Below are 26,861 nucleotides of genomic sequence, written 5' to 3' on the forward strand. Positions count from 1 at the left end.
GGATGTCGCCGGCGAACAATTGGTTCGTGGCATGACGTGCGAGAAGAGCAGGACATCGCGCATGAACCAAGGTGTGACCCCGCAAGGCGGGAGGTCGGTCCTCGAGACCAGGGAAACAGCGGCCCTCGCGTCCGCGATCACGGACGGTCCGGTCCACACGCCGCCCGGCGAGGTGGTCGGGGCCTCGCAGATGACCGCCTTCATGCGGGCCTTCGCGGCGCACACCGGTGCCGATCTGCGCGACTGGGCGCAGCTGCAGTCGTACTGCGTGCAGCACTCGCGCGCGTTCTGGCGCTTCTTCGCCCAGTGGTGTGGGCCCGGAGCCGGCTTCCGAGGGTCGCTCGATCCGGTGCGCATCGGCGAGTCGTGCGAAGACGCGCAGTTCTTTCCCGCGCTGACCCTCAACTACTCTGACAGCCTGCTGAACCTGGAGGTGGCGGGCGCTGATGCGCCGGCCTTGACGGCGTGCCGGGCGGACGGACGCCGCCGGCGCTGGACGCGCGGCGAGCTGCGCGAGGCGGTGGGCGGGCTGGCGCAGTCGCTGCGCGCGTTGGGCGTAGGACCTGGCGACCGCGTCGCGGCCTTGCTGCGCAACGACGACCTCGCGGTCCTGGTTGCGCTCGCCACGGCCGCCGTGGGCGCAACGCTGTCCACGGCCTCACCCGACATCGGCGCGGAGGCCATCCTGGAGCGCTTCGGGCCGATCGAGCCGCGCCTGCTGTTCACCCACGTCGCGGCGCGGCCCTGGGACACGGGACTGCCGCTGGCGCAGAAGGCCACCGCGGTCTGCGCCGGCCTGCCGTCGGTCACGACGGTGGTGCCGCTGGACGGCGACATGCTGGGACAGGTGGTTGCGGCGGCGGTCGTTCCGCTGCGCGAGCTACGGGACGGCGCACCGGCGCAGCCCTACGACTGGCCGGCCTTCGGCTTCAACCACCCGCTGTTCATCATGTTCTCCTCGGGCACGACGGGCCGCCCCAAGTGCATCGTGCACGGCGCCGGCGGCAGCCTGCTCGAGCACCTGAAGGAACACCGCCTGCACTGCGACCTGCGGCCCGGCGACCGCCTGTACTTCCACACCAGCTGCAACTGGATGATGTGGAACTGGCAGCTCTCGGCGCTCGCGTCGGGCGTCGAGGTCGTGTGCTACGACGGCCCCATCGCCGCCGTCGACACCCTCTGGCGGCTGGTGGCGCAGGAGCGCGTGACGGTGTTCGGCACCAGCCCGCCCTACCTGCGCATGTGCGAGGAGGCCGGCCTCGAGCCGGGCCGGCAGTTCGACCTGCGAGCGCTGCGCGGCATCCTGTCCACCGGCTCGGTGCTGCACGACCGCCAGTTCGAGTGGGTGGCGCGCGCGGTGAAGGACCTCCCGCTGCAATCGATCTCGGGCGGCACCGACATCCTCGGCTGCTTCGTGCTGGGTCACCCGAACCTGCCGGTGTGGGCCGGCGAGGCCCAGTGCGCCAGCCTGGGACTGGACGTGCAGGTGCGCCCCGACGGAACCGCCGGCGCGCAGCCGGGCCTGGGCCAGCTGGTGTGCGCCAATCCGTTCCCCTCGCGGCCGCTCGCGTTCTGGGGCGATCCGGACGGCACGGCCTTCCATCGCGCGTACTTCGAGCAGGCCCCCGGTGTCTGGAGCCACGGCGACCTGGTCTCGTTCGGGCCGGGCGGCGGCGTACGCCTGCACGGGCGCTGCGACGGCGTGCTGAACGTGCGCGGCATCAAGTTCGCCCCGGGCGAGATCGAGCGCGTGCTCATGGGCCTGCCCGGCGTGCGCGAAGCCATGGTGGTGGAGCGGCATGCCGGCGCCGGCGAAGCGCAGGTGGTGGCGCTGCTGGTGCTGGCGGAGGGCTGCTTGCTGGACGCCGCGCTGGCGGCCACCCTGCGACGCGAGGTCGCCGCGCGCCTGTCCACGGCCCACGTGCCCGACCTGCTGCTGGACGTGCCCGCGCTGCCGGCTACCGCCAACGGCAAGCTGTCGGCAGCGGCCGCGCGCCAGGCACTCGACGGCCAGCCCTGCACCAACGCCGGCGCCTTGCGCAACCCTGAGTGCCTGGAATCGATCCGACGCCACCCGGTGCTGCAGGCGGCGGCCGCATCGGCGCCCGGGGACCAGCGGCCGGGCCTGGCGAGCCAGTTGCAGGCGATCTGGGCGCGGCTGTTCGGCATCGCTTCGATCGCGCCCGATGCGAATTTCTTCGAACTGGGCGGCAATTCGCTGCTGGCCGCGCGGCTGATGGCGCAGGTGAAGGCGCTGACCGGGCGCGACCTGCCGCTGTCGACCCTCCTGCGGGCACCGACCATCGACGCGCTGGCCGATCTGCTGGATCGTCCACCGGGCAGCGCGTCCCCGGGCCTCCTGATACCGATGCGCGCCGGCAAGGGCCGGCCGCTGTACCTGGTCCACGGCCTCAGCGGCACCCTGCTCGAATGCTGGGCGCTGGTGGAGCGCCTGCGCACGACGCGACCGGTCTACGGCTTCCAGGCGCCCGGCGTGGACGGCGAGCAGCCGCCGCTGCGGACGGTGGAAGCGCTCGCGACGGCGTATGCACGGGAGATCCGTGCCACGCAACCGAATGGCCCCTACGCGCTGGCCGGCTACTCCTTCGGTGGGCTGGTGGCGCTGGAGGTCGCGCGGTTCCTGGCGCGCGAGGGCCAGCCGGTCGAAACCGTGTGCCTGGTCGACACCTATGTGCAGCAGGACCTGGCGCCGCTGCGCCGCGCCTGGGCGCAAGGGGTGAGGGGGCTGCGCACGCTGCTGGCCCTTCCGCCGGGCCAGCGCCTGCCGTACCTGCGCGACACGCTGGAGCGGATCGCACGCGGCCCGCGCGCCGGGGCTTCCGCGGTGCCCGCCGCGCGTCCCACGCTGGGGCGCGACCTGTCGGGCGCGCAGCAGCTGGTCTTCGATGCCATGCTCGATGCGTTGCAGCGCTACCGCCCGCAGCCTTTCGACGGCTGCGCGGTCGACTACCTGCGGGCCCGCATCCCGCTGGGCGGCTATCCCGATCCGCTGCCGGCGTGGAAGCGCATCGCGCGGGCAGGGCTGCGGGTGCAGCCGCTGCAGGGCGGCCACCTCGACCTGGTCGGCTCGTGCGTGGACGGCACCGCCGGGGCGATCGACCAGGTGCTGGCGGCCGCAGCCCAAGTGCGGTTAGCACCCGGGCATCCGGACAGCTGGACGCCGGCCGCAACGCTGCCACTGGAGCGCGCAGGGCCGGCGGGCAAGTGATGCGTGGCCGGCCTCAGCCGGCCGACTCGATGGCTTCGATCTCCCCCGTCAGCGCCAGCCAGCGCTCTTCCGCCGCCGCCAGCGCCGCCGTGGCCTGCTTGAGGCGCTTGCCGGCCTCGGCGATGTCCACCGGCGGCAGCGACGTCGCCAGCCGCGATTCCAGCGACTGGATCTCGGCCTGGAACTGCGCCATCTCCTGCTCGGCCTTCGCCAGGTCCTTCTTCAGCGGCCGGGTGCGCGCCGCGAGCTGCTGGCGTGCGGCCGCGTCCAGCCGTCGCTGCTCCTGCGGCCTGGCGGCGGGCACGGGTGCCGGCGTGGGCGCCGGCGCCGCTTCCACCGGGGCGGGGGCCGCCTGCAGGCGCGCGGCCTCGCGCAGCCGCTTGGCCTCGTCCAGCAGGTAGCGCTGGTAGTCGTCCAGGTCGCCGTCGAACGGGGCCACTCGGCCGCCGCCCACCAGCCAGAACTCGTCGCACACCGAGCGCAGCAGCGCGCGGTCGTGGCTGACCAGCATCACCGTGCCCTCGAACTCGTTCAGGGCGACGGCCAGCGCCTCGCGCGTGGCCAGGTCCAGGTGGTTGGTCGGCTCGTCCAGCAGCAGCAGGTTGGGGCGCTGCCACACGATCATGGCCAGCACCAGCCGGGCCTTCTCGCCGCCGCTCATGGTGCCGACCGCCTGCGCCACCATGTCGCCGCTGAAGTTGAAGCTGCCCAGGAAGTTGCGCAGTTCCTGCTCGCGCGCCTGCGGGCCGACGTCGCGCGCCAGCCGCACCATGTGCTCCAGCGGGTTGCTGTCGGGGGACAGCACGTCCAGCTCCTGCTGCGCGAAGTAGCCGATGTGCAGGCCTTTGCCCTCGGTGATCGTCCCACCCAGCGACGGGATCTCGCGTGCGATGGTCTTGACCAGGGTCGACTTGCCCTGGCCGTTGGCGCCCAGGATGCCGATGCGCTGGCCGGCCAGCACCGAGCGGTCGACGCCGCGCAGGACGACCTTGTCGCCGTAGCCCAGCACCGCCTCCGAGATCGCCAGCATGGGGTTGGGCAGGTTGGCCGGCTCCTTGAACTCGAAGCTGAACTCGGCCTCCGCCAGCACCGGCGCGATCTTCTCCATGCGCTCCAGCGCCTTGACCCGGCTCTGTGCCTGCTTGGCCTTGGTGGCCTTGGCCTTGAAGCGGTCGATGAACTTCTGCAGGTGGGCGATCTTCTCCTGCTGCTTGGCGAAGGCCGCCTGCTGCTGCTCCAGCTGCTGGGCCCGCAGGGTCTCGAAGGCGCTGTAGTTGCCGCCGTAGCGCGTCAGCTTCTGGTGGTCGATGTGCAGCGTGACGCCGGTCACCGCATCGAGGAATTCGCGGTCGTGGCTGATCACCAGCAGCGTGCCCGGGTAGCGCTGCAGCCAGGACTCCAGCCAGACCAGCGCGTCCAGGTCCAGGTGATTGGTCGGTTCGTCCAGCAGCAGCAGGTCCGACGGCGCCATCAGCGCGCGGGCCAGCTGCAGCCGCATTCGCCAGCCGCCGGAGAAGCTGTTCACCGGCTGCGACAGCTCGTGCACCTTGAAGCCCAGGCCCAGGATCAGGGCCTGGGCGCGCGGCGCCGCGTCGTGCTCGCCGGCATCGGCGAGGTCGGAATGGGCGTGGGCGATCCGCATGCCGTCGCCGCTGGCTTCGGCGTGGGCCAGCGCGGCCCGCAGTTCCATCAGCCGGGTGTCGCCGCCGAGCACGAAATCGGTCGCGCTCTCGTCCGTCTCGGGCATGTGCTGCGCGACCTGGGACATCTGCCAGTGCGCCGGCAGCGAGAACTCGCCGGCGTCCTCGTGCAGGGTGCCGGTGAAGAGGGCGAACAGGCTGGACTTGCCGGCGCCGTTGCGGCCGACCAGCGCGATCTTTTCGCCGGGATTGAGCGTCACCGACACCTGGTCCAGCAGCACCTTGGCGCCGCGGCGCAGGGTCAGGTTGCGCAGCGTGATCATCGAATGTGGGTCCGGAAATGGGCGAGGGCGCCGACGCGCCCCCGCAGGTCATGGAAGGGCGCCTGGCGCCCGGCCGTCATTGTCGCACCAGCGCCTCGCGGGTGAGCAGCAGCACCTGGTCGGCGCCGGCGCTGGTGTCCAGCCAGACCGCCTCCAGGCGCGGGAAGGCAGCCTCGAAATGGCCGCGCTCGTTGCCGATCTCCAGCACCAGCACGGCAGCTTCGGCCATGCGCGAGGGCGCGTCGCGCAGCAGGGTGCGGATGAAGTCCATGCCGTCGGCGCCGCCGGCCAGTGCCAGCGACGGCTCGGCCCGGTATTCGGCGGGCAGGGCCGCCATGCTGGCGCTGTTGACGTAGGGCGGGTTGCACAGGACCAGGTCGTAGGGACCCTGCAGCGCGGACAGCCCGTCGGACTCCAGCAGGCGGATGCGCTCCTGCAACCCATGGCGGCGCACGTTGATGTCGGCCACCGCCAGCGCGTCCGGCGACAGGTCGGCGGCATCGACCTGCACCTCGGGCCAGGCCATGGCGGCCAGCACCGCCAGGCTGCCATTGCCGGTGCACAGGTCCAGCACCCGGCGCGTGTGATCGCCCAGCCAGGGATCGATGGTGGCGTCGGCCAGCAGTTCGGCGATGAAGCTGCGCGGCACGATGGCGCGCTCGTCGACGTAGAAGGGCACGCCCTGCAGCCAGGCTTCGCGCGTCAGGTAGGCGGCGGGCTTGCGGCTGGCGATGCGCTCCTCGACCAGTGCCTGCACCTGCTCGCAGCGATCCGGATCGACTTCGCCCCGCCCGTGCTCGTCGAGGCCGTCCAACGGCAGCCCCAGCTTCCACAGCACCAGCCAGGCGGCTTCGTCGAAGGCATTGGTGGTGCCGTGGCCGAAGGCGACGCCGGCTTGCTCCAGGCGCCGGGCGCAGGTGTCCACGAGATCGAACAGGGTCATGGTTCGATTATCGGGAGCAGTACCCCCGCCGCCAGGCGGGGCGGATTGCACCGATTGCCGCGCCCTACGGCTGTGCTTATCCTGTTTTCCGAGCAGGCGGTGCCGTGCCCCCTGCAGTACCGAGGAGCGGCCCATGACTGCCTACGCGATCCATCCCCCCGATGCCCCGGTGCGCAGGGCCATGCGCTCCTGGCTGAAGCCCGGTTCCACGCTGGCCCGCAACCATCCGCTGGGCACCAAGCTCTCCCTGCTCGCGGCCGTGGCCATCCTGCCCTACCTGGCCGCGCTCCCGACGTTGGTCGCGAACGGTGCGTGGGTAGCGCTCGGGCTGTGCGTGGCCGCCGGCGTGGTGCTGCCTTACCTGTGCTGGTCGTTCCAGCGCACCTTCGCCGAGAGCGTGACCGGCGTGCTGGGCTTCATGCGCGACATCGAGCAGGGCCGGCTGGACGCCGTCGCGCCGGTGCGGACCGGACGCGACCTGGCCGAGGTCTCGCAGGGCCTGTCGCGGCTGGCCACCGGGCTGTCGGCCATCGTCGCGGACGTGCGCACCAGCGCCGCGCTGGTCGAGCAGGCCGGGCACACGCTGGCCCGCGGGCACCGCGACCTCGCCGCCCGCACCGAGCAGCAGGCCGCGAACCTGGAGGAGACCGCTGCCAGCGTGCAGCAGCTCGAATCGACGGTGCAGCAGAACGCGCGAGCCGCGCAGCGGGCCGACGCCGAGGCGGCGCGCGTGCGGTCGGCGGCGGAGGGTGGTGCGGCCTCCATGGACGAGGCGGTGGGCTCGGTGGGCGCCATCCAGAGCGACACCCAGCAGGTGCGCGAACTGGTGGCCATCATCGACCACGTGGCCTTCCAGACCAACGTGCTGGCCCTGAACGCCGCAGTGGAGGCGGCCCGGGCCGGCGAGCGCGGGCGTGGCTTCGCGGTGGTCGCCGCGGAGGTGCGGCAGCTGGCGCAGCGCTGCGCCCAGGAGGCGCGCCACATCCGCGAGCTGGTCGAGACTTCGGCCAGCCACGTCGACGACGGCGTCAAGCGCATCCGCGCGGCCGGCGGCGAGATCGCCTCCATCGTCGCCGCGGTGCGCGACATGGCCGAACAGGTCACGCAGATCTCGGGCGCCAGCGCGGAGCAGGGCGTCGGCCTTGGGGAGATATCGAAGGCCGTGCGACACTTGGACGCCATCACCCAGAGCAACAACGCCATGGTGGAGGAGGCCGCAAGCCAAGCGCTGGCGCTGCGCGAGCGGGCCCGCAGCCTGTCGCGCTCGGTGGCCCACTTCACCCTGATGCAGGGCACCGCCAGCGAGGCCTTCCAGCTGGTGGCGCGGGCCCGGCAGGCCTTCGACCGGATGCCCCGCCAGGAGTACCTGCGCGCCCTGACCGACCCGGCGAACGGCTTCTTCGACCGCGACATGTACGTCTTCGCGCTGGACGCGCAGGGCACCTACCTGGCCTTCGGCGGCAACCCGGACAAGGTCGGTACGCGGGTGCAGGACATCCGCGGCGTCGACGGCAACGCGCTGTTGGCGGCCATCGTGCGGCAGGCCGAGCAGGCGCCCGGCTGGGTGGAGTACGACATCGTGAACCCGGTCACCCGGCTGGTGCAGCCCAAGATGTCCTTCGTGGTCCAGCTGGGCGACCTGTACGTGGGCTGCGGGGTCTACAAGTCCCTGCTGCGGGCGGACGCCGCAGCCCGGTAGCGGCCGGCACCCGCGCAGGGCCGGCCAGGGGCGCGCGCGTCAGGCCCGCGCGCCGGCGGCCAGCACTTCGATCGTGCGCCGGTAGATGTCCTTCAGCGGCTCGACCTGGTCCACCGCGATGTGCTCGTCGATCTTGTGGATCATGGCGTTGACGGGGCCGAACTCCACCACCTGAGGGCAGATGCGCGAGATGAAGCGGCCGTCGCTGGTGCCGCCGGTGGTGGACAGCTCGGTCTCGATGCCGGCCACCTCGCGGATCGCCTGCTGCATGGCCCCCACCAGTTCGGCCGGCCGGGTGAGGAAGGGCAGGCCCCCCAGGGTCCAGTCGATCCGGTAGTCCAGGCCGTGCCGGTCCAGCACCTCGTGCACGCGCTGCTTCAGCGCGTCGGGCGTCGACTCGGTGCAGTAGCGGAAGTTGAAGTCCACCACCAGGCTGCCCGGGATCACGTTGGTGGCGCCGGTCCCCGCGTGGATGTTGCTGGCCTGGAAGCTGGTGGGCGGGAAGAAGTCGTTGCCGCGGTCCCACTCGATCGCGGCCAGCTCCGCCAGCGCGGGCAGGGCCAGGTGGATCGGGTTCTTCGCCAGCTGCGGGTAGGCGATGTGGCCCTGCACGCCGTGCACCACGAGCTTGCCCGACAGGCTGCCGCGGCGGCCGTTCTTGATCATGTCGCCCAGGCGCTCGACCGAGCTGGGCTCGCCGACGATGCACCAGTCCAGCTTCTCGCCACGGGCCGCCAGCCGTTCGCACACCACCACCGTGCCGTCCACCGCCGGACCTTCCTCGTCGCTGGTGATGAGGAAGGCGAGCGAGAGCGCCGGGTCGGGGTGGGTGGACAGGAACTCCTCGACCGCGACCACGAAGGCCGCGATCGAGGTCTTCATGTCCGCCGCGCCGCGACCGTACAGCCTGCCGTCGCGGTGCGCGGGCACGAAGGGATCGGTGCTCCACTGGTCCAGCGGGCCGGTGGGCACCACGTCGGTGTGGCCGGCGAACACCAGGGTGGGCGCATCGGGGCGGCTGGACGGGCGCTTGGCCCAGAGGTTGGTGACGCGGAAGTCCTCCGGGCCGCTGACGAGGGTCTCGCAGTCGAACCCGAGCGGTGCGAGGCGCTCGCGCAGGATCTGCTGGCAGCCGTCGTCCTCGGGCGTGACGGAGCGGCGGGAGATCAGCTGCTCGGCGAGGTGGAGGGTCTTCATCGAGGCAGCCACCCCGTCCAGGCCCCCTGTCTGGTCATCCTCCGCGCAGGCGGAGGATCCACAGGACGCGCCTGCGGCGCTGCCGAGGCCGGACGCACTGGATTCCCGCCTTCGCGGGAATGACGATGACTCGGCAAGGTCAGGGAGACGATCCCGGGCATTAATGCTTCACGTCCAGCGTGATCTCCGTGAACGACGGCTCGTCGGCCAGGTCCTCCTCGCTCGCGCCTTCCTCGGGCCGGGCCGCGCCGGCCCCCGGCCCGAAGTCGTTCTGCAGTCGCCACTGCAGGTTGGTGGGCGAGTCGGCGTTGGCGATGCCTTCCTTCTTGTCGACCACGCCATCGACGATCAGCTTGGCGATGGCCTGCTCGAAGGTCTGCGAGCCCTCGGCCATGGACTTCTCCATCGCCTCCTTCACGCCGGAGAAGTCGCCCTTCTCGATCAGCTCCGACACCAGCTTGGTGTTGAGCATCACCTCCACCGCCGGCGTGCGGCCGCCGTGCACCGTGCGCAGCAGGCGCTGGGACACGATGGCCTTGAGCGCCGCGGCCAGGTCGCCCAGCATGGTGGGGCGCACCTCGACCGGGTAGAACGACAGGATGCGGTTCAGCGCCTGGTAGCTGTTGTTGGCGTGCATGGTCGCCAGGCACAGGTGGCCTGACTGCGCGTAGGCGATGGCCGCCGACATGGTCTCGCGATCGCGGATCTCGCCGATCAGGATGACGTCCGGTGCCTGCCGCAGCGCGTTCTTCAGCGCCGTCTGCAGGGACTGCGTGTCGCTGCCGACCTCGCGCTGGTTGACCACCGACTTCTTGTTCCTGAACAGGAATTCGACCGGATCCTCGATGGTCAGGATGTGGCCCGACGCCTTCTCGTTGCGGTAGTCCATCATGGCCGCCAGCGTGGTGCTCTTGCCGGCACCGGTGGAGCCCACCATCAGCAGCAGGCCGCGCTTTTCCATGATCAGGTCGCCCAGGATCATGGGCACGCTGAGCGACTCCAGCGGCGGGATTTCGGTCGTGATGTAGCGGATCACCGCCGCGTAGGTCCCGCGCTGGCGCATGGCCGAGAAGCGGAAGTTGCCCACCCCCTCGATCGCATGCGCCATGTTCAGCTCGCCGGTTTCCTCCAGCTCGGTCATGCGCCTGGGCGGCAGCACCTCGGCCAGCAGCGCCTTGGGCGCGTCGGGCGGCAGCAGCTGGTTGTTGATCGGCACGCACTGGCCGTTGATCTTGATCAGCGCCGGCGCGTGCGCCGACAGGTACACGTCCGACGCCTTCTTCTCGCCCATCAGGCGCAGGATCCGCTCCATCGTGCTCATCTCAACTCCTCGAGGTGCGCGAGCCGGCCCGGTTCAGGGCCGCAGCAGGTCGTTCAGGCTGGTCTTGGCCCGGGTCTGCGCATCGACGCGCTTGACGATGATGGCGGCGTACAGGCTGTACTTGCCATCGTCCCGGGGCAGGCTGCCGGAGATCACCACCGAGCCGGCCGGCACCCGGCCGTAGCTGGTCTCGCCCGTGGCGCGGTCGTAGATCGGCGTGCTCTGGCCGATGTACACGCCCATGGAGATGACCGAGTTCTCCTCCACGATCACGCCCTCGACGATCTCGGAGCGGGCGCCGATGAAGCAGTTGTCCTCGATGATGGTCGGGTTGGCCTGCAGGGGCTCCAGCACGCCGCCCAGGCCGACGCCGCCGGACAGGTGCACGTTCTTGCCGACCTGCGCGCAGGAGCCGACGGTGGCCCAGGTGTCCACCATGGTCCCCTCGTCGACGTAGGCGCCGATGTTCACGTAGCTGGGCATCAGCACCGCGCCCCTGGCGATGAAGCTGCCGCGGCGCGCCACGGCCGGCGGCACCACGCGCACGCCGGTGGCCGCCATCTCCTCGGGCGACAGGTGCGAGAACTTGGTCTGCACCTTGTCGAAGAAGGCCAGCTCGCCGGCCTTCATCAGCTCGTTGTCCTTCAGCCGGAAGGACAGCAGCACCGCCTTCTTGATCCACTGGTGCACGGTCCACTGGCCGACGCCCTGGCGGGTGGCCACGCGCAGGCGGCCGTGGTTCAGCTCGGCGATCACGTGCTCGACCGCCTCCGTCACCTCCTTGGGCGCGCCCTGGGGCGAGAGGCTGGCGCGGTTGTCCCACGCGGTGTCTATGGTCTGCTGCAGTTGTTGGGTCATTTCGAGGGGAAGTTCTTCTGGACGAATTGGACGATGCGCTGCGCGGCTTCCAGGCATTCGGCGCTCTGCGCCACCAGGGCCATTCGCACGCGGCCGGCGCCGGGATTGCGGCCGCCGCTCTCGCGCGCGAGGTAGCTGCCCGGCAGGACCGTCACATTGTATTGAGCCAGCAACTCGCGGGCGAAGGCGGTGTCGTCCCCGCCGGGCACGCCCGCCCACAGGTAGAACGCCGCGTCGGGCAGGCGCACGTCCAGCACCTGCGCCAGCACCGGCGTGACCTCGGCGAACTTGCGGCGGTACTCGGCGCGGTTGTCGGCCACGTGCTGCTCGTCGCCCCAGGCGGCGATGCTGGCGGCCTGCACCGGCGGCGCCATCGCGCTGCCATGGTAGGTGCGGTACAGGGCGAAGGCCTCGAGCAGCTGCGCGTCGCCGGCGACGAAGCCGCTGCGCAGGCCCGGCACGTTGCTGCGCTTGGACAGGCTGGTGAAGGCCACCAGCCGGGGAAAGCCGCTGCGCCTCAGCCTGGCCGCGGCTTCCAGCCCGCCGAGCGGCGGTTCGTCGCGGAAAAAGATCTCGCTGTAGCACTCGTCCGAGGCGATCACGAAGCCATGCCGGTCGGACAGCTCGAACAGCTTGCGCCATTCGTCCAGCGGCATCACGGCGCCGGTGGGATTGCCCGGCGAGCAGACGTAGACCAGCTGGGTGCGGCCCCAGACCTCGGCCGGCACGCTGTCCCAGTCGACAGCGAAGTTGCGGGCCGGGTCGCTGGGCGCGTAGTGCGGCTGGGCGCCGGCCAGCAGCGCGGCGCCCTCGTAGATCTGGTAGAAGGGATTGGGGCAGACCACCACCGCGTCGCGGGTGGGATCGACCACGGCCTGCGCGAAGGCGAACAGCGCTTCGCGCGAGCCGTTGACCGGCAGCACCTGACTGGCCGGGTCCACCGCCACGCCGTAGCGCCGCTGCAGCCAGCCGGCGAAGGCTTCGCGCAGCGCTGGCGTGCCGATGGTCGGCGGGTAGCCGGTGAGGTCGGTGCCGGGGGTCTCGAGCGCCGTTTCCAGCGCCCGCTTGATGAAGGCCGGGGTGGGGTGTTTCGGTTCGCCGATGCCCAGGCTGATCGGGCGGTAGGCGGGATTCGGGGTCACGCCCGCGAACAACTGCCGCAGCCGCTCGAACGGGTAGGGCTGCAGGCGGGCCAGGAGGGGATTCATGGCTTCGATTATCCGGGCGTCACGCGGGTGCGCCGCCCGGCGGTGCGGCGGGCCGCCGAGGCCGGTCGGACCGGATCCGGACGCCAGCCGGCCACCTCGTCCGGGGCGGCGGCCAGGCCCAGCGCCGCCATCAGCTCCCGCGCGTTGTCCGGCGCGTGCAGCTTGTCGGTGTTGTCGAAGTAGCAATAGACGTCGCGCGCGGCCCGCTTCGGCGGCGGCTTGGGGGCTATCAGGCGCGCATCGGCCGGCTGGTCGCCGCGCTGCCAGGCCGCGATGGCGGCGGCCCACCGTTCGATCTGCGCCGGCGTGTACCGGCTCTTGTACAACTCGGTCGAGCCGTGCAGGCGGATGTAGACGAAATCCGCGGTTACGTCCTCGTACAGCGGCCAGGGCTGCGGCGTGTCGGCCACCACCCAGGCGATGCCGTAGCGCCGCAGCAGCGCGATGAAGGCCGGATCGACGAAGCTGGCGTGCCGCACTTCCACCGCGTGCCGCAGCCGCTGCCGGTGCACCGGCTCCAGCAGCTCGCGGCCTTGCAGCCGGTCGTCGCGCTGCAGGGCGACCCGGGCGGCGGCCTCGGTGGTCGCCGGCAGGCCGGCGAAGAAGGCTTCGAACAGGTCCAGGTCCAGCCGCATCTGCGGGGGGAACTGCCACAGGATGGGCCCGAGCTTGTCGCCGAGCGCGAACAGCCCGGAGGCGAAGAAGTTGCCCAGCGCGGCCTGTGCGTTGCGCAGCTTCAGCATGTGCGTGATGAAGCGCCCGCCCTTGACCGCGAACACGAAGCCGGGCGGCGTCTGGGCCGCCCACTGCGCGTAGCTGGAGGGCCGCTGCAGCGAATAGAAGGAGCCGTTGAGCTCGATGCTGTTGAAGTGGCGCGCGGCGTGCCACAGCTCGCGGTGCCGCGGCAGGCCGGCCGGGTAGAAGTTGCCGCGCCAGGGCGGGTAGCGCCAGCCCGAGACGCCGATGCGGATGCGGCCTGCCATGCCGCCCTTGTGCCAGAAAGCCCCGCCCGGCGGCCGGCGGGGTTACCAGCCGTTGCGCCTCAGGTAGATCCCAGGATGTCCTTCAGCGCCGCGTCGTACAGGTTGGTCAGGTTGTTCATCACCTCCAGCAGCCGCTCGCTGGTGGTGGCCACCGTACGCAGGCCCTCCGGGTCGGACTGCTTGCGGTCGAGGGCGGCGGCGAAGAACAGCCACTGCGAATCGGCCAGCGCCAGTTCGTTGCGGATGCTGGGGGTGGAGATCGGCGCGGCCGACAGCGTCGCGAGGGCCTGCTTGAATTCGGCCATGTCGCGGGCCGACTGCTCGCGCAGCGGCTTGGGGTCCAGCCCCGCGGCGACCAGGAAGCAGTTCTTCGCCAGCCGCTGCGACAGCATGCGCTGGCGGCCGGCCAGGTTGACCAGCCGGGCGGTGGGCTGGGCCGCGCCCTGCTCCAGCGCCTCGGTGGCGGCCTGCGCGGCGGCCAGCATGCGGTCGGACTGCACGGCGACGGCGGCGATGGTCGCGCGGGTCGGCGGCGCGGCGAGCTGGGCGTTCAGCGCGGCCGCTTCCTGCTGCAGGGCGGCCATGTGGCGGGCCATGGCGCCGCTGAAGGCGGCCTTGGCCAGGTCGTCGAATCCGAGCTGGATCAGGCGCTGCGCCGTGCCCAGGGTCTCGCGGGCGCCCTCGGGCAGCACGTTCAGGAAACCCTGCGTGTAGGCCTTGGCGCAGCGCTGCGACAGCGCCCGGAAGCGCGCGGCGCGGTTGATGGCCGTGGACAGCGAGAGCTGCGCCTGCGCCGAAACGGCGGCCGGCAGCAGCAGGGCGCCGGCGCCCGCCTTGAGCAGCGTGCGCCGGTCCAGCGTGAATGGATGCATGTTCCCTCCGATGTCGATTGGTTCACACTGTCGTGGCGCGCGGCCCCCGCGTCCATCCGGCGAAAGGACGGGCGGGGGTCGTCCGGAAGGCGTAGTGCGGCACCCTGCTCGGGTAACATTCCCCGTCCGCGATGGTGGCCCTGGCGGCGGTGGGCCCACCGGCGAAAGTTTTTCCAACAGGTAGCTCGCGTGCGTCTCAGTTCCATCAAGCTTTCCGGCTTCAAGTCCTTCGCCGAACCCACCAACTTCATGCTGCCCGGCCAACTGGTCGGGGTGGTGGGGCCCAATGGCTGCGGCAAGTCCAACATCATGGATGCGGTGCGCTGGGTGCTGGGGGAGTCGCGCGCCTCCGAGCTGCGCGGCGAGTCCATGCAGGACGTGATCTTCAACGGCACCACCAGCCGCAAGCCCGCCTCGCGCTCCTCGGTCGAACTGGTGTTCGACAACGCCGACCACCGCGCCGGCGGCCAGTGGAGCCAGTTCGCCGAGATCGCGGTCAAGCGCGTGCTGACCCGCGACGGCACCTCCAGCTACTACATCAACAACCAGCCGGTGCGCCGGCGCGACGTGCAGGACGTGTTCCTGGGCACCGGCCTGGGGCCGCGCGCCTACGCCATCATCGGCCAGGGCACCATCAGCCGCATCATCGAATCCCGGCCGGAGGAACTGCGCCTGTTCCTGGAGGAGGCGGCCGGCGTCTCCAAGTACAAGGAGCGCCGCCGCGAGACCGAGAACCGCCTGTCCGACACGCGCGAGAACCTGACCCGGGTCGAGGACATCCTGCGCGAACTGAACGCCAACCTCGAGAAACTGGAGGCGCAGGCCGAGGTGGCCCAGCGCTACAACGCGTTGCAGGCCGAGGTCGCCCTCAAGCAGCAGCAGCTGTGGTTCCTGCGCCGGGCCGAGAGCGAGACCGACCAGGCCCGCATCAAGGCCGACGCCGACAAGGCGGTGAACGACCTGGAATCGCGCGTGGCCGACCTGCGCCACGTGGAAAGCGAGCTGGAGACCATCCGCCAGGCCCACTACGCGGCCGGCGACCAGGTGAACCAGGCCCAGGGCCAGCTGTACGAGGCCAGCGCCGAGGTCGGCCGGCTCGAGGCCGAGATCCGCTTCGTGGTGGAAGGCCGCCAGCGCATCGAGCAGCGGCTGCTGCAGCTGAAGGAACAGACCGCCCAATGGGCCGCGCGCAAGGACGACGCGGCGGCCGAACTCGAGACCCTGGCCGGCCAGTCGGTGGAAGCCGAGGAGAAGGCCACCCTGCTCGCCGCCCAGCTGGAGGAGCAGTCGATGGCGCTGCCCGAGATGGAGGAGGCGCTGCGCCAGGCGCAGGCGCGCTCCGGCGAGCAGCGCGCGGCGGTGTCCCAGGTGCAGCAGCAGATCCAGGTGCTGGCCGCCGACCAGCGCCACATCGAGGACCAGAGCCGGCAGCTGAACCAGCGGCGCGAGCGGCTGGTGGCCGATCGCAATACCCTGGCCGCGCCCGACGAGCAGCGGCTGGCCAGCCTGCAGTCGCAGCTGGCAACGGCGCAGGAAGCGGCCGAAACGGCCGGCGCGCGGCTGCAGGAACTGCAGGAGCAGGTGCCGCAGCTCGACGAGGAGCGGCGCGCGAAGCAGCAGGCCGTCAACGACGAGACGCACCGGCAGGCCGACCTGTCGGCGCGCATGGAGGCCCTCAAGGCGCTGCAGGAGAAGGTTCGCACCGACGACAAGCTCAAGCCCTGGCTGGCCCGGCACGGGCTGGACAGCCTGCAGGCTCTGTGGAGCCGCATCCACATCGAGCAGGGCTGGGAGAACGCGCTGGAGGCGGTGCTGCGCGAGCGCCTGTCGGCGCTGGAGGTCTCGCGGCTGGAGATGGTGCGCGCGTTCGCGGCCGACGCCCCGCCGGCCAAGCTGGCCTTCTACAGCCCGCCTCAGGCCGCGGCGCCCGAGGCCGCCGGCCCGCTGCCGCGCCTGTCGGACCTGCTGCGCCTGAACGACGCCGGCCAGAAGGCGCTGCTGGCCGGCTGGCTGCACGGCTGCTACACCGCCGCCAGCTTCGAGGAGGCGCTGGCCGCCCGCGACCGGCTCGAGCCCGGCGAGGTCATCTACGTCAAGACCGGCCACTGCGTGGGGCCGCACAGCGTCAGCTTCTACGCCCAGGACTCCGAGCGTGCCGGCCTGCTGGCCCGCCAGCAGGAGATCGAGAACCTGGAGAAGCAGCTGCGTGCCCAGGCGCTGATCACCGAGGAGGCGCGCTCGGCGCTGGTGCGCGCCGAAGCCGCCTACACCGACGCCTCGCAGCGGCTGGTCTCGGCCCGGCGCGAGGCGCTGGAGACGCAAGCCCGCGCCCACGAGCTGCAGGTGGAGACGCTGCGCCTGGCCCAGCTGGCCGAGCAGACCCGGGCCCGCGGCGAGCAGATCGCCGCCGACCTGGCCGAAGTCGATGCGTTGCTGGAGGAACTGCAGGAGCGCCGCGTCACGGCGGAGGCGCGCTTCGAGGAGCTGGACATGCAGCTGGCCGACAGCCAGGAGCGGCATGCCCAGCTAGACGAGCGCGTGATCGAGGCCGAGCGCAAGCTGTCCCAGGCGCGCGAACAGCAGCGCAGCCTGGAGCGGCAGGCCCAGGAGGCCCAGTTCGCCCAGCGCTCGATGGAGGCGCGGCGGGCCGAGCTGCAGCGCGCCATAGAGACCGCCGTGCAGCAGGCCGCCGGCATCGCCGACGAAGAGGAGCGGGCCCGCGCCGAGCTGGCCCGCGCCACCGACGCCGCCGCCCAGGCCGGCCTGCAGGACGCGCTGGCGCTCAAGGCCGAGCGCGAGCAGGCGCTGGGCGCCACGCGCAGCGAATACGACGACCTGACCGCGAAGCTGCGCGCCAGCGACGAGCGCCGGCTGAAGCTGGAGCGCGAGCTGGACCCACTGCGCCAGCGCATCACCGACCTGCAGCTCAAGGAGCAGGCAGCGCGCCTGGGCCTGGAGCAGTACACGCAATTCCTGGCCGAGGCCCAGGCCGACCTGGAGGCGGTGGCGAAGTCGATCGAGGAGGGCGGGGTGCGCCTCACCGGCCTGCAGGGCGAGATCGACCGGCTGCACCGCGAGGTGACCGGCCTGGGCGCCGTCAACCTGGCCGCGCTGGACGAACTGACCACCGCGCGCGAGCGCAAGCAGTTCCTGGACGCGCAGTCGGCCGACCTGAACGAGGCGATCACCACGCTGGAGGATGCCATCCGCAAGATCGACGGCGAGACGCGCGAGCTGCTGGCCGGCACCTTCAACACCGTCAACGAGCACTTCGGCCGCATGTTCCCGGAGCTGTTCGGTGGCGGCAACGCCAAGCTGGTGATGACCGGCGAGGAGATCCTGGACTCCGGCGTGCAGGTGATGGCGCAGCCCCCGGGCAAGAAGAACCAGACCATCCACCTGCTGTCGGGCGGCGAGAAGGCGCTGACGGCCATCGCCCTGGTGTTCGCCATCTTCCAGCTGAACCCGGCGCCCTTCTGCCTGCTGGACGAGGTCGACGCGCCGCTGGACGACGCCAACACCGAACGCTACGCCAAGCTGGTCACGGCCATGAGCAAGGAAACCCAGTTCCTCTTCATCAGCCACAACAAGATTGCCATGGAGATGGCCGAGCAGCTGATCGGCGTCACCATGCAGGAGCAGGGCGTCTCGCGCATCGTGGCGGTGGACATGGAATCCGCGGTGTCGATGGCGGAGGCGGCGTGATGGCCGTCGCGAATGCAGCGGCACGCGAAGCGGTGAGCCGGGTTCCGGAGGCCTGAACGATGTCCGGCTTCACCCTCGGCCTGGCCATCCTCGGCGCGCTGGTGCTCGCCGCCGTCATCGGCTGGAACGCCTGGACCACGCGCCGGCTGGCGCCCCGGCAGGCGGCGCTCGTCGAGCGGGTGGAGCCCGGCGACATCGCACCGGCGGCGCCGGAACCGCGCGAGCCGGCCTTCGATGACAGCGAAGCGGTGGCGCCGCTGCCGGTGCCCGAACGCAAGCCGGGCCTGGACGCGCTGATCGATGCCATCGCGCCGATCGCGGTCGACTCGCCGGTGGCCGGCGAGGCCGCACTGGCGGCCATGCCCGCGACCCGCCGCGCCGGCAGCAAGCCGTTCGCGGTCGAGGGCCTGAACGAAACGACCCAGCAGTGGGAGGTCCCGCAGGCGGGCTGGCGCTACACCGCCTTCCAGGCCGGCGTCCAGCTGGCCAACCGCACCGGCGCCCTGAACGAGATCGAGTTCTCCGAGTTCGTGGTCAAGGCCCAGGCCTTCGCCGACGCGGTCAACGGCGCGCCCGAGTTCCCCGAGATGCGGCACGAGGTGGCCCGGGCGCGCGAGCTGGACCAGTTCGCCAGCGGGCACGATGCCCAGCTCGGCTTCACCCTGCGCGCCCGCCAGGCGGCGTGGAGCCCGGGATTCCTGCACCAGCACGCCGCCCGGTTCGGCTTCGTCGCGGGCGCGATCCCCGGTCGCCTGGTGCTGCCCGGAGCGCAGGCCGGCCATCCGCCCATGCTGGTGCTGACCTTCGACAGCCAGGCGGCAATGGCGGAAGACCCGGCGCAGAGCGCCATCCGCGAAGTCACGCTCAGCCTGGACGTACCGCAGGTGCCGCGCAGCGAGCAGCCGTTCGCACGCATGCGCGACGCCGCGCTGGGCCTGGCTGCCGGGCTGGACGGCGCGATCACCGACGACAACGGCCGCGACATTCCGCCCGAAGCCCTGGACGGGGTCGGCGCCGACCTGGAGATGCTCTACGACACGCTGGAGTCGCGCGACCTGGCGGCCGGCTCGCCGCAGGCACGGCGGCTGTTCGGCTGACGCGGCGTTTTGTTAAGGTCGCGCGCATGACCGCTTCGCCCAAGGTGCAGGAGCGCATCGATGCCTTGCGCGAGCTGCTGCACCACCACGCCCACCGCTACTACGTGCTCGACGACCCGGAGATCCCGGACGCCGAGTACGACCGGCTGTTCCGCGAGCTGCAGGAGCTGGAGGCGCAGCACCCCGAACTGGCCACCCCCGACTCGCCGACCCGGCGCGTGGGCGGCGCCGTGCTGGACGGCTTCGCCAAGGTCCGGCACACGGTGCCCATGCTGTCGATTCGCACCGAGACCGACATCGAGGCGAGCGGCGCCCGCGCCTTCGACGCCCGGGTGCGGCGCGAACTCGGGCTGGGCGAAGCCGACCCGCCGGTGGAGTACGTCGCCGAGCTGAAGTTCGACGGGCTGGCGATCAGCTTGCGCTACGAGCACGGCGTGCTGGTGCAGGCCGCCACCCGCGGCGACGGCGAGGTCGGCGAGGACGTCACCCAGAACATCCGCACCATCGGGCAGATCCCGTTGCGGCTGGCCGGCAAGGACCTGCCCGCCGTGCTCGAGGTGCGCGGCGAGGTCTACATGCGGCGCGACGACTTCGAGCGCCTGAACGAGCAGCAGCGCGAGCGCATCGCCCAGGGCGCGAAGAACGAGAAGACCTTCGTGAACCCGCGCAATGCGGCGGCCGGCGCGGTCCGGCAACTCGACCCCGCGGTCGCCCGGCGCCGCCCCCTGAGCTTCTTCGCCTACGGCTGGGGCGAGATCGCCGGCGGCCCCGCCTTCGCGACCCAGTACGAGCTGCTGGAGGCGCTGCGGGCCTGGGGCCTGCCGGTATCGCGCGAGACCCGCGTCGCGCACGGCGCAGACGAGCTGGTCGCCTTCCACCAGGACATCGGCGCCCGGCGCGACCAGCTGCCCTACGACATCGACGGGGTGGTCTACAAGGTCAACGCCTTCGCGCTGCAGAAGCGCCTGGGCTACGTCACCCGCGAGCCGCGCTGGGCGGTGGCCCACAAGTTCCCGGCGCAGGAGCAGCTGACCACGGTGGAAGCCATCGACGTCTACGTGGGCCGCACCGGCAAGCTGACGCCGGTGGCCCGGCTGGCGCCGGTGTTCGTGGGCGGCGTGACGGTCACCAATGCCACCCTGCACAACGAGGACGAGGTGCACCGCAAGGACGTGCGGGTGGGCGACACGGTGATCGTGCGGCGCGCCGGTGACGTGATCCCCGAGGTCGTGGGCGTGGTGCACGCCGCCGAGGGGGCGCGCGAGCGCGGCGCCGCCTTCACCATGCCCCGGCACTGCCCGGTCTGCGGCAGCGAGGCGGTGCGCGAGGAGGGCGAGGCCGACTGGCGCTGCAGCGGCGGCCTGTTCTGCGGTGCCCAGCGCAAGCAGGCCCTGCTGCATTTCGCCCAGCGCCGGGCGATGGACATCGAGGGCCTGGGCGAGAAGCTGGTGGACCAGCTGGTGGACGCCGGCATCGTCAAGGTCCTGCCCGACCTGTACCGCTTCGGCCTGGCCAACGTGGTGGCGCTGGAACGCATGGGCGAGAAGTCGGCCCAGAACCTGCTGGCGGGCCTGGAGCAGTCCAAGCACACGACCCTGCCGCGCTTCCTGTACGCGCTGGGCATCCGCCACGTCGGCGAGGCCACCGCACGCGACCTGGCCCGGCACTTCGGCCGGCTGGACCCGATCATGGATGCGAGCACCGAGCAGCTGCTGGAAGTGCCCGACGTGGGTCCCATCGTGGCCGAGAGCATCCACACCTTCTTCGCCCAGCCGCACAACCGCGAGGTGGTGGAGCAGCTGCGCGCCTGCGGCGTGCACTGGGAGGAGGGCGAGCCCGCGGCGCAGGCGCCGCGGCCGCTGGCGGGCAAGACCGTGGTGCTCACGGGCACGCTGCCGACCCTGAGCCGCGACGAAGCCAAGGACCTGCTGGAAGCGGCCGGCGCCAAGGTGGCCGGCTCGGTGAGCAAGAAGACCAGCTACGTGGTCGCCGGCGCCGAGGCCGGCAGCAAGCTGGACAAGGCGCAGGAACTGGGCGTGCCGGTGCTGGACGAGGACGGGCTGCGACAGCTGCTGGCGGGCAACGGGTAAGGCCGGGTCCCCGGCAACTACAGCCGACCGGACACCCGCAGGGGCGCCTCGTCAGGTGAGCCCGAGGCCGGCGAAGGTGCTGAGCTCGTCCGAGCTGTCCGGCGCCAGCGTCAGCGTCACTTCCGTCACCGTATCGCCCTCGAACTCCGCCAGCGCGATGCAGCTGCCCAGGTCGTCGTCGGCGATGCAGTCGTCGATCACGCCGTAGAGATCGGGGCACACCTGCACCGTGCCGGGCGCGGCACCGCCGGCCAGGGCCTTGACGCGGGCGCGCTCCCGGCCGAGCAGGAGCAGGAATCGGTTGCCGTCCGCCTGTCCGCGCGCGACGTTGCAACGGCCCCGCAGCAGCCCCATCCGCAGCCGTGCCCGCGAAGTCCGGCGCTGCAGCGCCAGCGCCATGCGCAGGCCCGGCTCCGGACGGGAGAAGCTGATCATGGCGTAGCCGTCGTCGCTGGGATCGATGCAACCGCCGTAGGAGGCCGCCAGGTGGGACAGCGTGGTCTGCACGGCCTGCGGCGACAGCGGCCCGGCCTCCGGGACCTGGACACACAGCACGCTGCGCGTCGCCGTGCCGAACTCGGCGGTACCGCTGCCCTCCTGCAGGCTGCTCCAGACGCTGGTCGGGAAATGGCGCTGGATGCGGCCGGCAAACTCGTGCAGCAGCTGGGCTCTCTCTTCGGTGGCAGTCATGGGTTCACTCGCTTGGCAATCGGTGAACCGATGACATCACGCGGCCCGGCGCGGCCGGTAAGGAATTTGCTTCCGCGGGGTACCGGGAAGCAACGTACGGCGGGGCGGCTGCGCCCCCGCTGGTCGCCCGGCTAGACCTGCACCAGTCCCTGGCGGACCGCGTAGAGGGTGAGGCTGGCGACGTCGTTCAGGCCCAGCCGCTCCATGATGCGCGAGCGGTGCACGTCCACCGTCTTGGAGCTGAGCCCGAGCTCGAACGCGATCTCCTTGGAGGCCTTGCCGCTGGCCAGCAGGGTCAGGATCTCGACCTGGCGTTCGGTGAGCAGGTCCCGCACGCCCGGCTCGGCCGGTTCGAGCAGGCGGCGGGCGATCCCGCCCTCGAAGTAGCTGCCGCTGGCCACCAGGCTGTGCAGCGCGGCGGCCAGCTCGAAGTCCTGCGCGTTCTTGCGCAGGTAGCCGGCGGCCCCGCAGGCGACGGCGCGCTTGATGGTCTCGACCGAGTCCTGCATCGACAGCACCAGGACGCGCACCTTGGGGAAGCGCTGCCGGATGAGCCCGATCGCAGTCATGCCGTCCATGCCCGGCATGGCCAGGTCGGTGATGGCGACATCAACCTCCACCGTCTCCAGCACCGACAGCAGCTCCTGGCCGTCGCTGACGTCGGCCAGCACCTGCACGCCGGGAATGGACGTGAGCAGGGCGCGGATACCGGCGCGGACCAGGTCGTGGTCCTCGGCCAGCACGACCCTCACGGTCGGGGGCGTGGCGGGCATCATGGCTTGGGTCCCCGGCCGCAGGCCGTGGCAGTGGTTGTGGTCATGGCTTTTCCTCCTTGTGGTCCTGCTGGCCCTGCGCGAGGCCCAGGCTGAATCGGAAGCGGGCGCCCCGGCCGGGGGCGGCGTCGGCCCAGATGCGGCCGCCGTGCAGCGTCACGATGCGCTGCACCGTCGCGAGGCCGACACCGAATCCCTCGAATTCGTCGGTCCGGTGCAGGCGCTCGAAGGGCTTGAACAGCCGGTGCGCGGACGACATGTCGAAGCCCGCGCCATTGTCGGCCACCCAGAACACGGGCTCGCCGTCCAGCTGCTCCATGCCGAAGGCGACCTGGGCATCGCTGCGCTTGCCGGTGAATTTCCACGCGTTCGCCAGCAGGTTGGTCAGGGCGATGCGCAGCAGCCGCTCGTCGCAGAAGGCCGGCGCCCGTTCCACGCAGTCGAAGCGGACCTGGCGCTGCGGATGCGCGCCGGCGAGCGTGCCGGCCAGCTCGCGCGCGAGCTGTGCCAGGTCGACCTCCGTGCGCGTGACGCGGGCGCGGTCGATGCTGGCGAGGTACAGCACGTCCTCGACGATGCGGCGCATGCGTTCGGTCTCCTGCCCGATCGCGCCGAGGTAGCGCTGGACGTCGGGCGCCAGGTCCGCGGCGTACCTGCGCATCAGCATGGAGCTGAAGCCGCCGATGGTGGCCAGCGGCGAGCGCAGGTCGTGCGACACGGTGTGGCCGAAGGCGCGCAACTGCTTGTTGGCGTCTTCCAGTTCCGCGGCGCGGGCGGCCAGCTGCAGGTTCAGCGACTGCACTTCCTGCTGGCGTTCGCGCAGCTCCTCGTTGGCCTGCACCGCCTCCTGGTAGGAGGAGAACAGCAGGTCCAGCATCTGCTCGCGCCCGGCCGTGACCGTGTGGCGGCGGCCGCCGAGGACGATGTCCACGCCCCGGCTCGCCGTGCCCGCCGAGCGCAGCGCGCGGTTGGCCAGCAGGAACTCGAAGCGGGCCACCAGCGTGGCGGCGTCGAAGGGCTTGCGCAGCAGCGTGTCGGCGCCGCAGTCCAGTGCCCGGATGATGTCCTCGACCTCGCGCAGCGAGGTGACGATCATCACCGGGACGTCGCCGAGGTCGGGATCGGCCTTCAGTGCGCGGCACAGCTCGTAGCCGTTCATGCCGGGCATCACGATGTCGGTGACGACCAGCGCCGGCCGGATGCGCCGCGCCGCTTCCAGCGCCTGCGCGCCGTCGGGGGCCACGGTCACCTCGAAGCCTTCCTCCGTCAGCGCCTGCCGCAGCAGTTCGGCCTGCGTGGGGCTGTCCTCGGCCACCACGATGTGCCGGCTGCGGCCGCCTACGGGTTCGTCCATGCTCACAGGCTCCATCCGGCCATCCCCGGGAGCGCCGCGCCGATCGCTTCGGGCGCCATCACGTAATCGGCGCCCCCGCAGCGGATCGCCTCGCCCGGCATGCCATGCACCACCGAGGAGGCGGCGTCCTGCGCGAAGGTGATCGAACCCGAGTCGCGCATGAGCTTCAGCTCGGCGGCCCCGTCCTTGCCCATGCCCGTCAGCAGGATGCCGATGGCGCGGCCCGGAAAGTGGGTGGCGACCGAACCCAGCAGGCGGGCCACCGCGGGGCGGTGGCCGTTGACCAGGGCGCCGGTGTCGAAGGCCAGCCGCAGCGAGGGCTCGACGCTCAGGTGCGCCCCATCGGGCGCCAGGTGGATCCAGCCCGCCTGCAGCAGGTCGCCGGGCTCCGCGATCCGGGGCTTGAGCGCGCAGGATCGCGCCAGCCACTCGGCCATGCCCCGGACGAATCCGCCCGCCATGTGCTGCACCACCACGATGGGCAACGGGAAGTCGGCCGGCAGGCTGCCCAGCAGCTGCTTGAGCGCGACCGGGCCGCCGGTCGACGCGCCTATGGCCACCAGCTCGAAGCGACGCCGGGCACCGGACGGCGCCAGCACGGGGCGCCGCGCCGGCGCGCGGGGCGCAGCCGGTTGCGGCCGGGACGGGGCGGGTGCGACGGTCGCCGCCGGCTGGCCTGGCGTCGGGGCCCAGCGCCGGACCACCTTCAGTTCGGCCATCAACCGGATCTTGTCCAGCATTTCGTCCAGCCTGCGGCGCTGTTCCGGGCCGGAACCGTCCCCCGGATCGCCCACGACGGCCATCGCCCCGGCCTCCAGCAAGGCGAAGGCCTGGCGCGACTCCCGGGGCTCGGTCGCGGCTGCGACCACCACGATCGGCGTGGCCCGGGCCTGCATCAGCCGGCGCGTGCAAGCCAGGGCTTCAGGGGGCGAGCCGCCCTGGTCGAGCACGATGACGTCGGCCCGGCGCCGCGTGGCGAGTTCCACCGCGTCCTCCGCCAGCCCGGCCGAACCGGTCACGTGCAGCGGCGGCGCGGCGTCGATGAGGGCGCGCAACTGCTGCTGCCGCTGCACCGATGTCGCGAAGACCAGCACCCGCACCATGGTGGTCACCTCAGGCCAGCTCCGTGATGGCCTGGAGCAGGTTGCCCTGGTCGAAGCCGCGCTTGACGATGTAGGCGTTGGCGCCGGCGTCGGCGCCGCGCTCGCGGTCGGCTGGAGAGCCCAGCGAGGTCACCAGCACCACCGGCAGGTGCGCAAAGGCCGGGTCGCGCCGGATCGCCCGGGTGAGGCCGATGCCGTCCAGCCGCGGCATCTCGACGTCGGAGACGACCACGTCGAAGCGGCCGGCCCGCAGCTTCTCCAGCGCCTGGGCGCCGTCGACCGCCACTTCGACGCTGTGGCCGGCCAGTTCGAGGATGTTCTTGAGCAGGGTGCGCGAGGTGATCGAATCTTCCGCCAGCAGCACCGAGCGCCCCTGGCGGCGGGCCGGCGCGCGGGCCGGTTCGGCGCTGGCGGCGCCGGCCAGCGCCATGCGGACCAGCTCCGGCACGTTCAGGATGGGCGCCAGGCAACCGGGCCGCACGGCGGCGGCCCCGATGGCCATGGGGGTGCGGCCGGCCGCGGCATCGATCGGCTTGCCCAGCACTTCCTGCTCGCCGCCGATCGCGTCCACCGTCACCGCCAGGCGCTGGTGGCCGGCGACCAAAACCATGCAGGCGATCCGCTCGGGCAGGTCGGCGGCCGCCGGCAGGCCCAGCAGGGCGGCCAGGCTCACGAGCGGCAGGTCGGCGTCGCCCAGCGGCAGCACCTGGCGCGCGCCCAGGCGGCGCGGACCGTCCGGGGCCAGCCGCAGGCAGCGCTCGATCCTGGGCGTCGGCACGAGCAGGCTGCGCCCGGCCACCTCGACCTCCACCGCACGGTAGGTGGCGAGCGAGGGCATCAGGACGATCACGAACGAGGTGCCTTGCCCGGGTTGGGAGCGGACGCTGACCGTGCCCCCCAGGCGCTCCAGGGTCTCGCGCACGATCGGCAGGCCCAGGCCGCGACCGGACACGCGGGTGAGCTGGTCCGAGGTGGAGATCCCGGCGTTGAACACCAGCGCCAGCAGGGCGTCGGGGTCCTGTTCCTCGGGCAGGGGCAGGTCCAGTTGCTTCGCTGCCTGCGCCAGCCGCGAGGCATCGATGCCCGCTCCGTCGTCCGCGACGACGATCTCCACCCGCCCGCCGCTGCGGGCCACGACGCGCAGTTCGACCAGCCCGCGCGCCGGCTTGCCTGTAGCCAGGCGCTGGGCGGGAGGCTCGATGCCATGGTCGACCGCATTGCGCAGCAGGTGGACCAGCGGCCCGCGCAGTTCCTCGAGCAGCCGGCGGTCGATCTCGACGGCCTGGCCGCTCATGCGCAGTTCCACCTCCTTGCCCTGGCTGCGCGCCAGCTCGCGCACCGTCGCCAGCAGGAAGGGGTGCAGCGAGCCGACTGGCAGCAGCAAAGTCGCCTTCACGTCGGCCAGCAAGGCATCCACGGTGCCGGCCCACTGGCGCTGCTCCTGCCGGGCCTGCGCCTGCAACGCGCGCAGCTGCGACTGGTGCCGGTCCCAGTCCTGCATCGCTTCCGGATCCGACGCGCCCCATCTCGAGCGGAAACGGTCCGAGGAGGCCAGGGCCGCCTCCAGCTGCGCCAGCTGCTGGGCCGCACCGGCCTTGGCGGCCGCCAGCTCCTCGACCTGGTACAGCAGCCGGGCCAGGCGCTCCACGCCGATGCGCACGGTCGGTTCGAAGTGCGGTGCTTCCGTGGCTGCAGGCGGGGGAGGAGCGGGTGTCGAAGCGGGCGTCTGGGGGGCTGCGGCTGCCGGAGCCTGTGACGGGCCGGCCTGCTCGAGCT

Annotated in this window: 18 protein-coding genes; 5 read left to right on the top strand and 13 right to left on the bottom strand. The window is 71.9% G+C overall.

The genetic code is table 11. The features are described 5' to 3' along the window. The first annotated feature begins 61 nt into the window (after positions 1-61). Positions 62-3,229 carry an acetoacetate--CoA ligase gene (locus tag VEC03_RS05605; RefSeq protein WP_324913385.1) on the top strand — a complete coding sequence of 1,056 codons (3,168 nt, stop codon included), beginning with the start codon at positions 62-64 and terminating at the stop codon, positions 3,227-3,229. Positions 3,230-3,242: 13 nt separating this feature from the next. Here VEC03_RS05605 and VEC03_RS05610 read toward each other — a convergent pair whose 3' ends face one another. Together VEC03_RS05610 and prmB are read right to left on the bottom strand one after the other, a co-directional pair. Continuing rightward, positions 3,243-5,192 carry an ABC-F family ATP-binding cassette domain-containing protein gene (locus tag VEC03_RS05610; protein ID WP_324913387.1) on the bottom strand — a complete coding sequence of 650 codons (1,950 nt, stop codon included), beginning with the start codon at positions 5,190-5,192 and terminating at the stop codon, positions 3,243-3,245. Between the two features lie 76 nt (positions 5,193-5,268). Then, positions 5,269-6,135, bottom strand: a complete 867-nt coding sequence (prmB, locus tag VEC03_RS05615) for a 50S ribosomal protein L3 N(5)-glutamine methyltransferase (RefSeq protein WP_324913388.1) — start codon at positions 6,133-6,135, stop codon at positions 5,269-5,271. Between the two features lie 133 nt (positions 6,136-6,268). Here prmB and VEC03_RS05620 point away from each other — a divergent pair, with 133 nt between their 5' ends. Beyond that, the gene (locus tag VEC03_RS05620) at positions 6,269-7,834 is read left to right on the top strand and encodes a methyl-accepting chemotaxis protein (RefSeq protein WP_324913390.1); all 1,566 of its coding nucleotides are present in this window, start codon (positions 6,269-6,271) and stop codon (positions 7,832-7,834) included. Positions 7,835-7,873: 39 nt separating this feature from the next. Here the strand turns inward: VEC03_RS05620 and dapE are convergent, their stop codons facing one another. From dapE to VEC03_RS05650, 6 genes are all read right to left on the bottom strand, one after another. Beyond that, positions 7,874-9,031, bottom strand: a complete 1,158-nt coding sequence (gene dapE, locus VEC03_RS05625) for a succinyl-diaminopimelate desuccinylase (RefSeq protein ID WP_324913392.1) — start codon at positions 9,029-9,031, stop codon at positions 7,874-7,876. Positions 9,032-9,191: 160 nt separating this feature from the next. Beyond that, the gene (locus VEC03_RS05630; RefSeq protein WP_324913394.1) at positions 9,192-10,352 is read right to left on the bottom strand and encodes a PilT/PilU family type 4a pilus ATPase; all 1,161 of its coding nucleotides are present in this window, start codon (positions 10,350-10,352) and stop codon (positions 9,192-9,194) included. A gap of 33 nt (positions 10,353-10,385) precedes the next feature. Next, positions 10,386-11,210: a 2,3,4,5-tetrahydropyridine-2,6-dicarboxylate N-succinyltransferase gene (dapD, locus tag VEC03_RS05635; protein ID WP_324913396.1), complete on the bottom strand. Its 825-nt coding sequence runs from the start codon at positions 11,208-11,210 to the stop codon at positions 10,386-10,388. Then, positions 11,207-12,418, bottom strand: coding sequence for a succinyldiaminopimelate transaminase (gene dapC / locus VEC03_RS05640; RefSeq protein ID WP_324913398.1), 1,212 nt, complete (start codon positions 12,416-12,418; stop codon positions 11,207-11,209). The genes dapD and dapC overlap by 4 nt, the downstream gene beginning before the upstream one ends. 8 nt (positions 12,419-12,426) lie before the next feature. Continuing rightward, positions 12,427-13,401 carry a DUF72 domain-containing protein gene (locus VEC03_RS05645; RefSeq protein WP_324913400.1) on the bottom strand — a complete coding sequence of 325 codons (975 nt, stop codon included), beginning with the start codon at positions 13,399-13,401 and terminating at the stop codon, positions 12,427-12,429. A 59-nt stretch (positions 13,402-13,460) separates the two neighbouring features. Continuing rightward, entirely contained in the window at positions 13,461-14,273 is an 813-nt protein-coding gene (locus tag VEC03_RS05650) for a type IV pili methyl-accepting chemotaxis transducer N-terminal domain-containing protein (protein ID WP_324913402.1), read from the bottom strand. Positions 14,274-14,462: 189 nt separating this feature from the next. Here VEC03_RS05650 and smc point away from each other — a divergent pair, with 189 nt between their 5' ends. Genes smc through ligA form a run of 3 tightly spaced genes read left to right on the top strand, consistent with a single transcriptional unit; the run spans position 14,463 to position 21,165 of the window. Next, complete coding sequence (gene smc / locus VEC03_RS05655; RefSeq protein ID WP_324913404.1) at positions 14,463-17,978, top strand: chromosome segregation protein SMC; 3,516 nt, start codon at positions 14,463-14,465, stop codon at positions 17,976-17,978. 59 nt (positions 17,979-18,037) lie between these two features. After that, on the top strand, positions 18,038-19,075 hold the full coding sequence (locus VEC03_RS05660) for a cell division protein FtsZ (RefSeq protein WP_324913406.1): 1,038 nt from the start codon (positions 18,038-18,040) through the stop codon (positions 19,073-19,075). 26 nt (positions 19,076-19,101) lie between these two features. After that, positions 19,102-21,165, top strand: a complete 2,064-nt coding sequence (ligA, locus tag VEC03_RS05665; protein ID WP_324913408.1) for an NAD-dependent DNA ligase LigA — start codon at positions 19,102-19,104, stop codon at positions 21,163-21,165. Positions 21,166-21,216: 51 nt separating this feature from the next. Here the strand turns inward: ligA and VEC03_RS05670 are convergent, their stop codons facing one another. From VEC03_RS05670 to VEC03_RS05690, 5 genes are all read right to left on the bottom strand, one after another. Further along, positions 21,217-21,855: a hypothetical protein gene (locus tag VEC03_RS05670; RefSeq protein ID WP_324913410.1), complete on the bottom strand. Its 639-nt coding sequence runs from the start codon at positions 21,853-21,855 to the stop codon at positions 21,217-21,219. Positions 21,856-21,986: 131 nt separating this feature from the next. Then, positions 21,987-22,631, bottom strand: coding sequence for a response regulator transcription factor (locus tag VEC03_RS05675; RefSeq protein ID WP_324913412.1), 645 nt, complete (start codon positions 22,629-22,631; stop codon positions 21,987-21,989). Positions 22,632-22,671: 40 nt separating this feature from the next. Beyond that, positions 22,672-23,982: a sensor histidine kinase gene (locus VEC03_RS05680; protein ID WP_324913414.1), complete on the bottom strand. Its 1,311-nt coding sequence runs from the start codon at positions 23,980-23,982 to the stop codon at positions 22,672-22,674. Between the two features lie 2 nt (positions 23,983-23,984). Then, positions 23,985-25,085, bottom strand: a complete 1,101-nt coding sequence (locus VEC03_RS05685) for a chemotaxis protein CheB (protein WP_324913418.1) — start codon at positions 25,083-25,085, stop codon at positions 23,985-23,987. A gap of 10 nt (positions 25,086-25,095) precedes the next feature. Beyond that, positions 25,096-26,861: hybrid sensor histidine kinase/response regulator (locus VEC03_RS05690; RefSeq protein WP_324913416.1), on the bottom strand; the 1,766-nt coding region annotated here is incomplete at its 5' end.

Origin of the sequence: Ramlibacter sp. (assembly GCF_035627355.1) — a bacterium.
Taxonomy (GTDB): Bacteria; Pseudomonadota; Gammaproteobacteria; order Burkholderiales; family Burkholderiaceae_C; genus Ramlibacter.

Bases quoted from the DNA above. Each gene is read 5' to 3' on its own strand.
- VEC03_RS05605 (WP_324913385.1), top strand. From the start codon at position 62: ATGAACCAAGGTGTGACCCCGCAAGGCGGGAGGTCGGTCCTCGAGACC.
- VEC03_RS05685 (WP_324913418.1), bottom strand. From the start codon at position 25,085: ATGGTGCGGGTGCTGGTCTTCGCGACATCGGTGCAGCGGCAGCAGCAG.
- dapC (WP_324913398.1), bottom strand. From the start codon at position 12,418: ATGAATCCCCTCCTGGCCCGCCTGCAGCCCTACCCGTTCGAGCGGCTG.
- VEC03_RS05630 (WP_324913394.1), bottom strand. From the start codon at position 10,352: ATGAGCACGATGGAGCGGATCCTGCGCCTGATGGGCGAGAAGAAGGCG.
- VEC03_RS05650 (WP_324913402.1), bottom strand. From the start codon at position 14,273: ATGCATCCATTCACGCTGGACCGGCGCACGCTGCTCAAGGCGGGCGCC.
- VEC03_RS05670 (WP_324913410.1), bottom strand. From the start codon at position 21,855: ATGACTGCCACCGAAGAGAGAGCCCAGCTGCTGCACGAGTTTGCCGGC.
- prmB (WP_324913388.1), bottom strand. From the start codon at position 6,135: ATGACCCTGTTCGATCTCGTGGACACCTGCGCCCGGCGCCTGGAGCAA.
- VEC03_RS05680 (WP_324913414.1), bottom strand. From the start codon at position 23,982: ATGGACGAACCCGTAGGCGGCCGCAGCCGGCACATCGTGGTGGCCGAG.
- VEC03_RS05675 (WP_324913412.1), bottom strand. From the start codon at position 22,631: ATGATGCCCGCCACGCCCCCGACCGTGAGGGTCGTGCTGGCCGAGGAC.
- VEC03_RS05620 (WP_324913390.1), top strand. From the start codon at position 6,269: ATGACTGCCTACGCGATCCATCCCCCCGATGCCCCGGTGCGCAGGGCC.
- dapE (WP_324913392.1), bottom strand. From the start codon at position 9,031: ATGAAGACCCTCCACCTCGCCGAGCAGCTGATCTCCCGCCGCTCCGTC.
- VEC03_RS05645 (WP_324913400.1), bottom strand. From the start codon at position 13,401: ATGGCAGGCCGCATCCGCATCGGCGTCTCGGGCTGGCGCTACCCGCCC.
- ligA (WP_324913408.1), top strand. From the start codon at position 19,102: ATGACCGCTTCGCCCAAGGTGCAGGAGCGCATCGATGCCTTGCGCGAG.
- VEC03_RS05660 (WP_324913406.1), top strand. From the start codon at position 18,038: ATGTCCGGCTTCACCCTCGGCCTGGCCATCCTCGGCGCGCTGGTGCTC.
- VEC03_RS05610 (WP_324913387.1), bottom strand. From the start codon at position 5,192: ATGATCACGCTGCGCAACCTGACCCTGCGCCGCGGCGCCAAGGTGCTG.
- dapD (WP_324913396.1), bottom strand. From the start codon at position 11,210: ATGACCCAACAACTGCAGCAGACCATAGACACCGCGTGGGACAACCGC.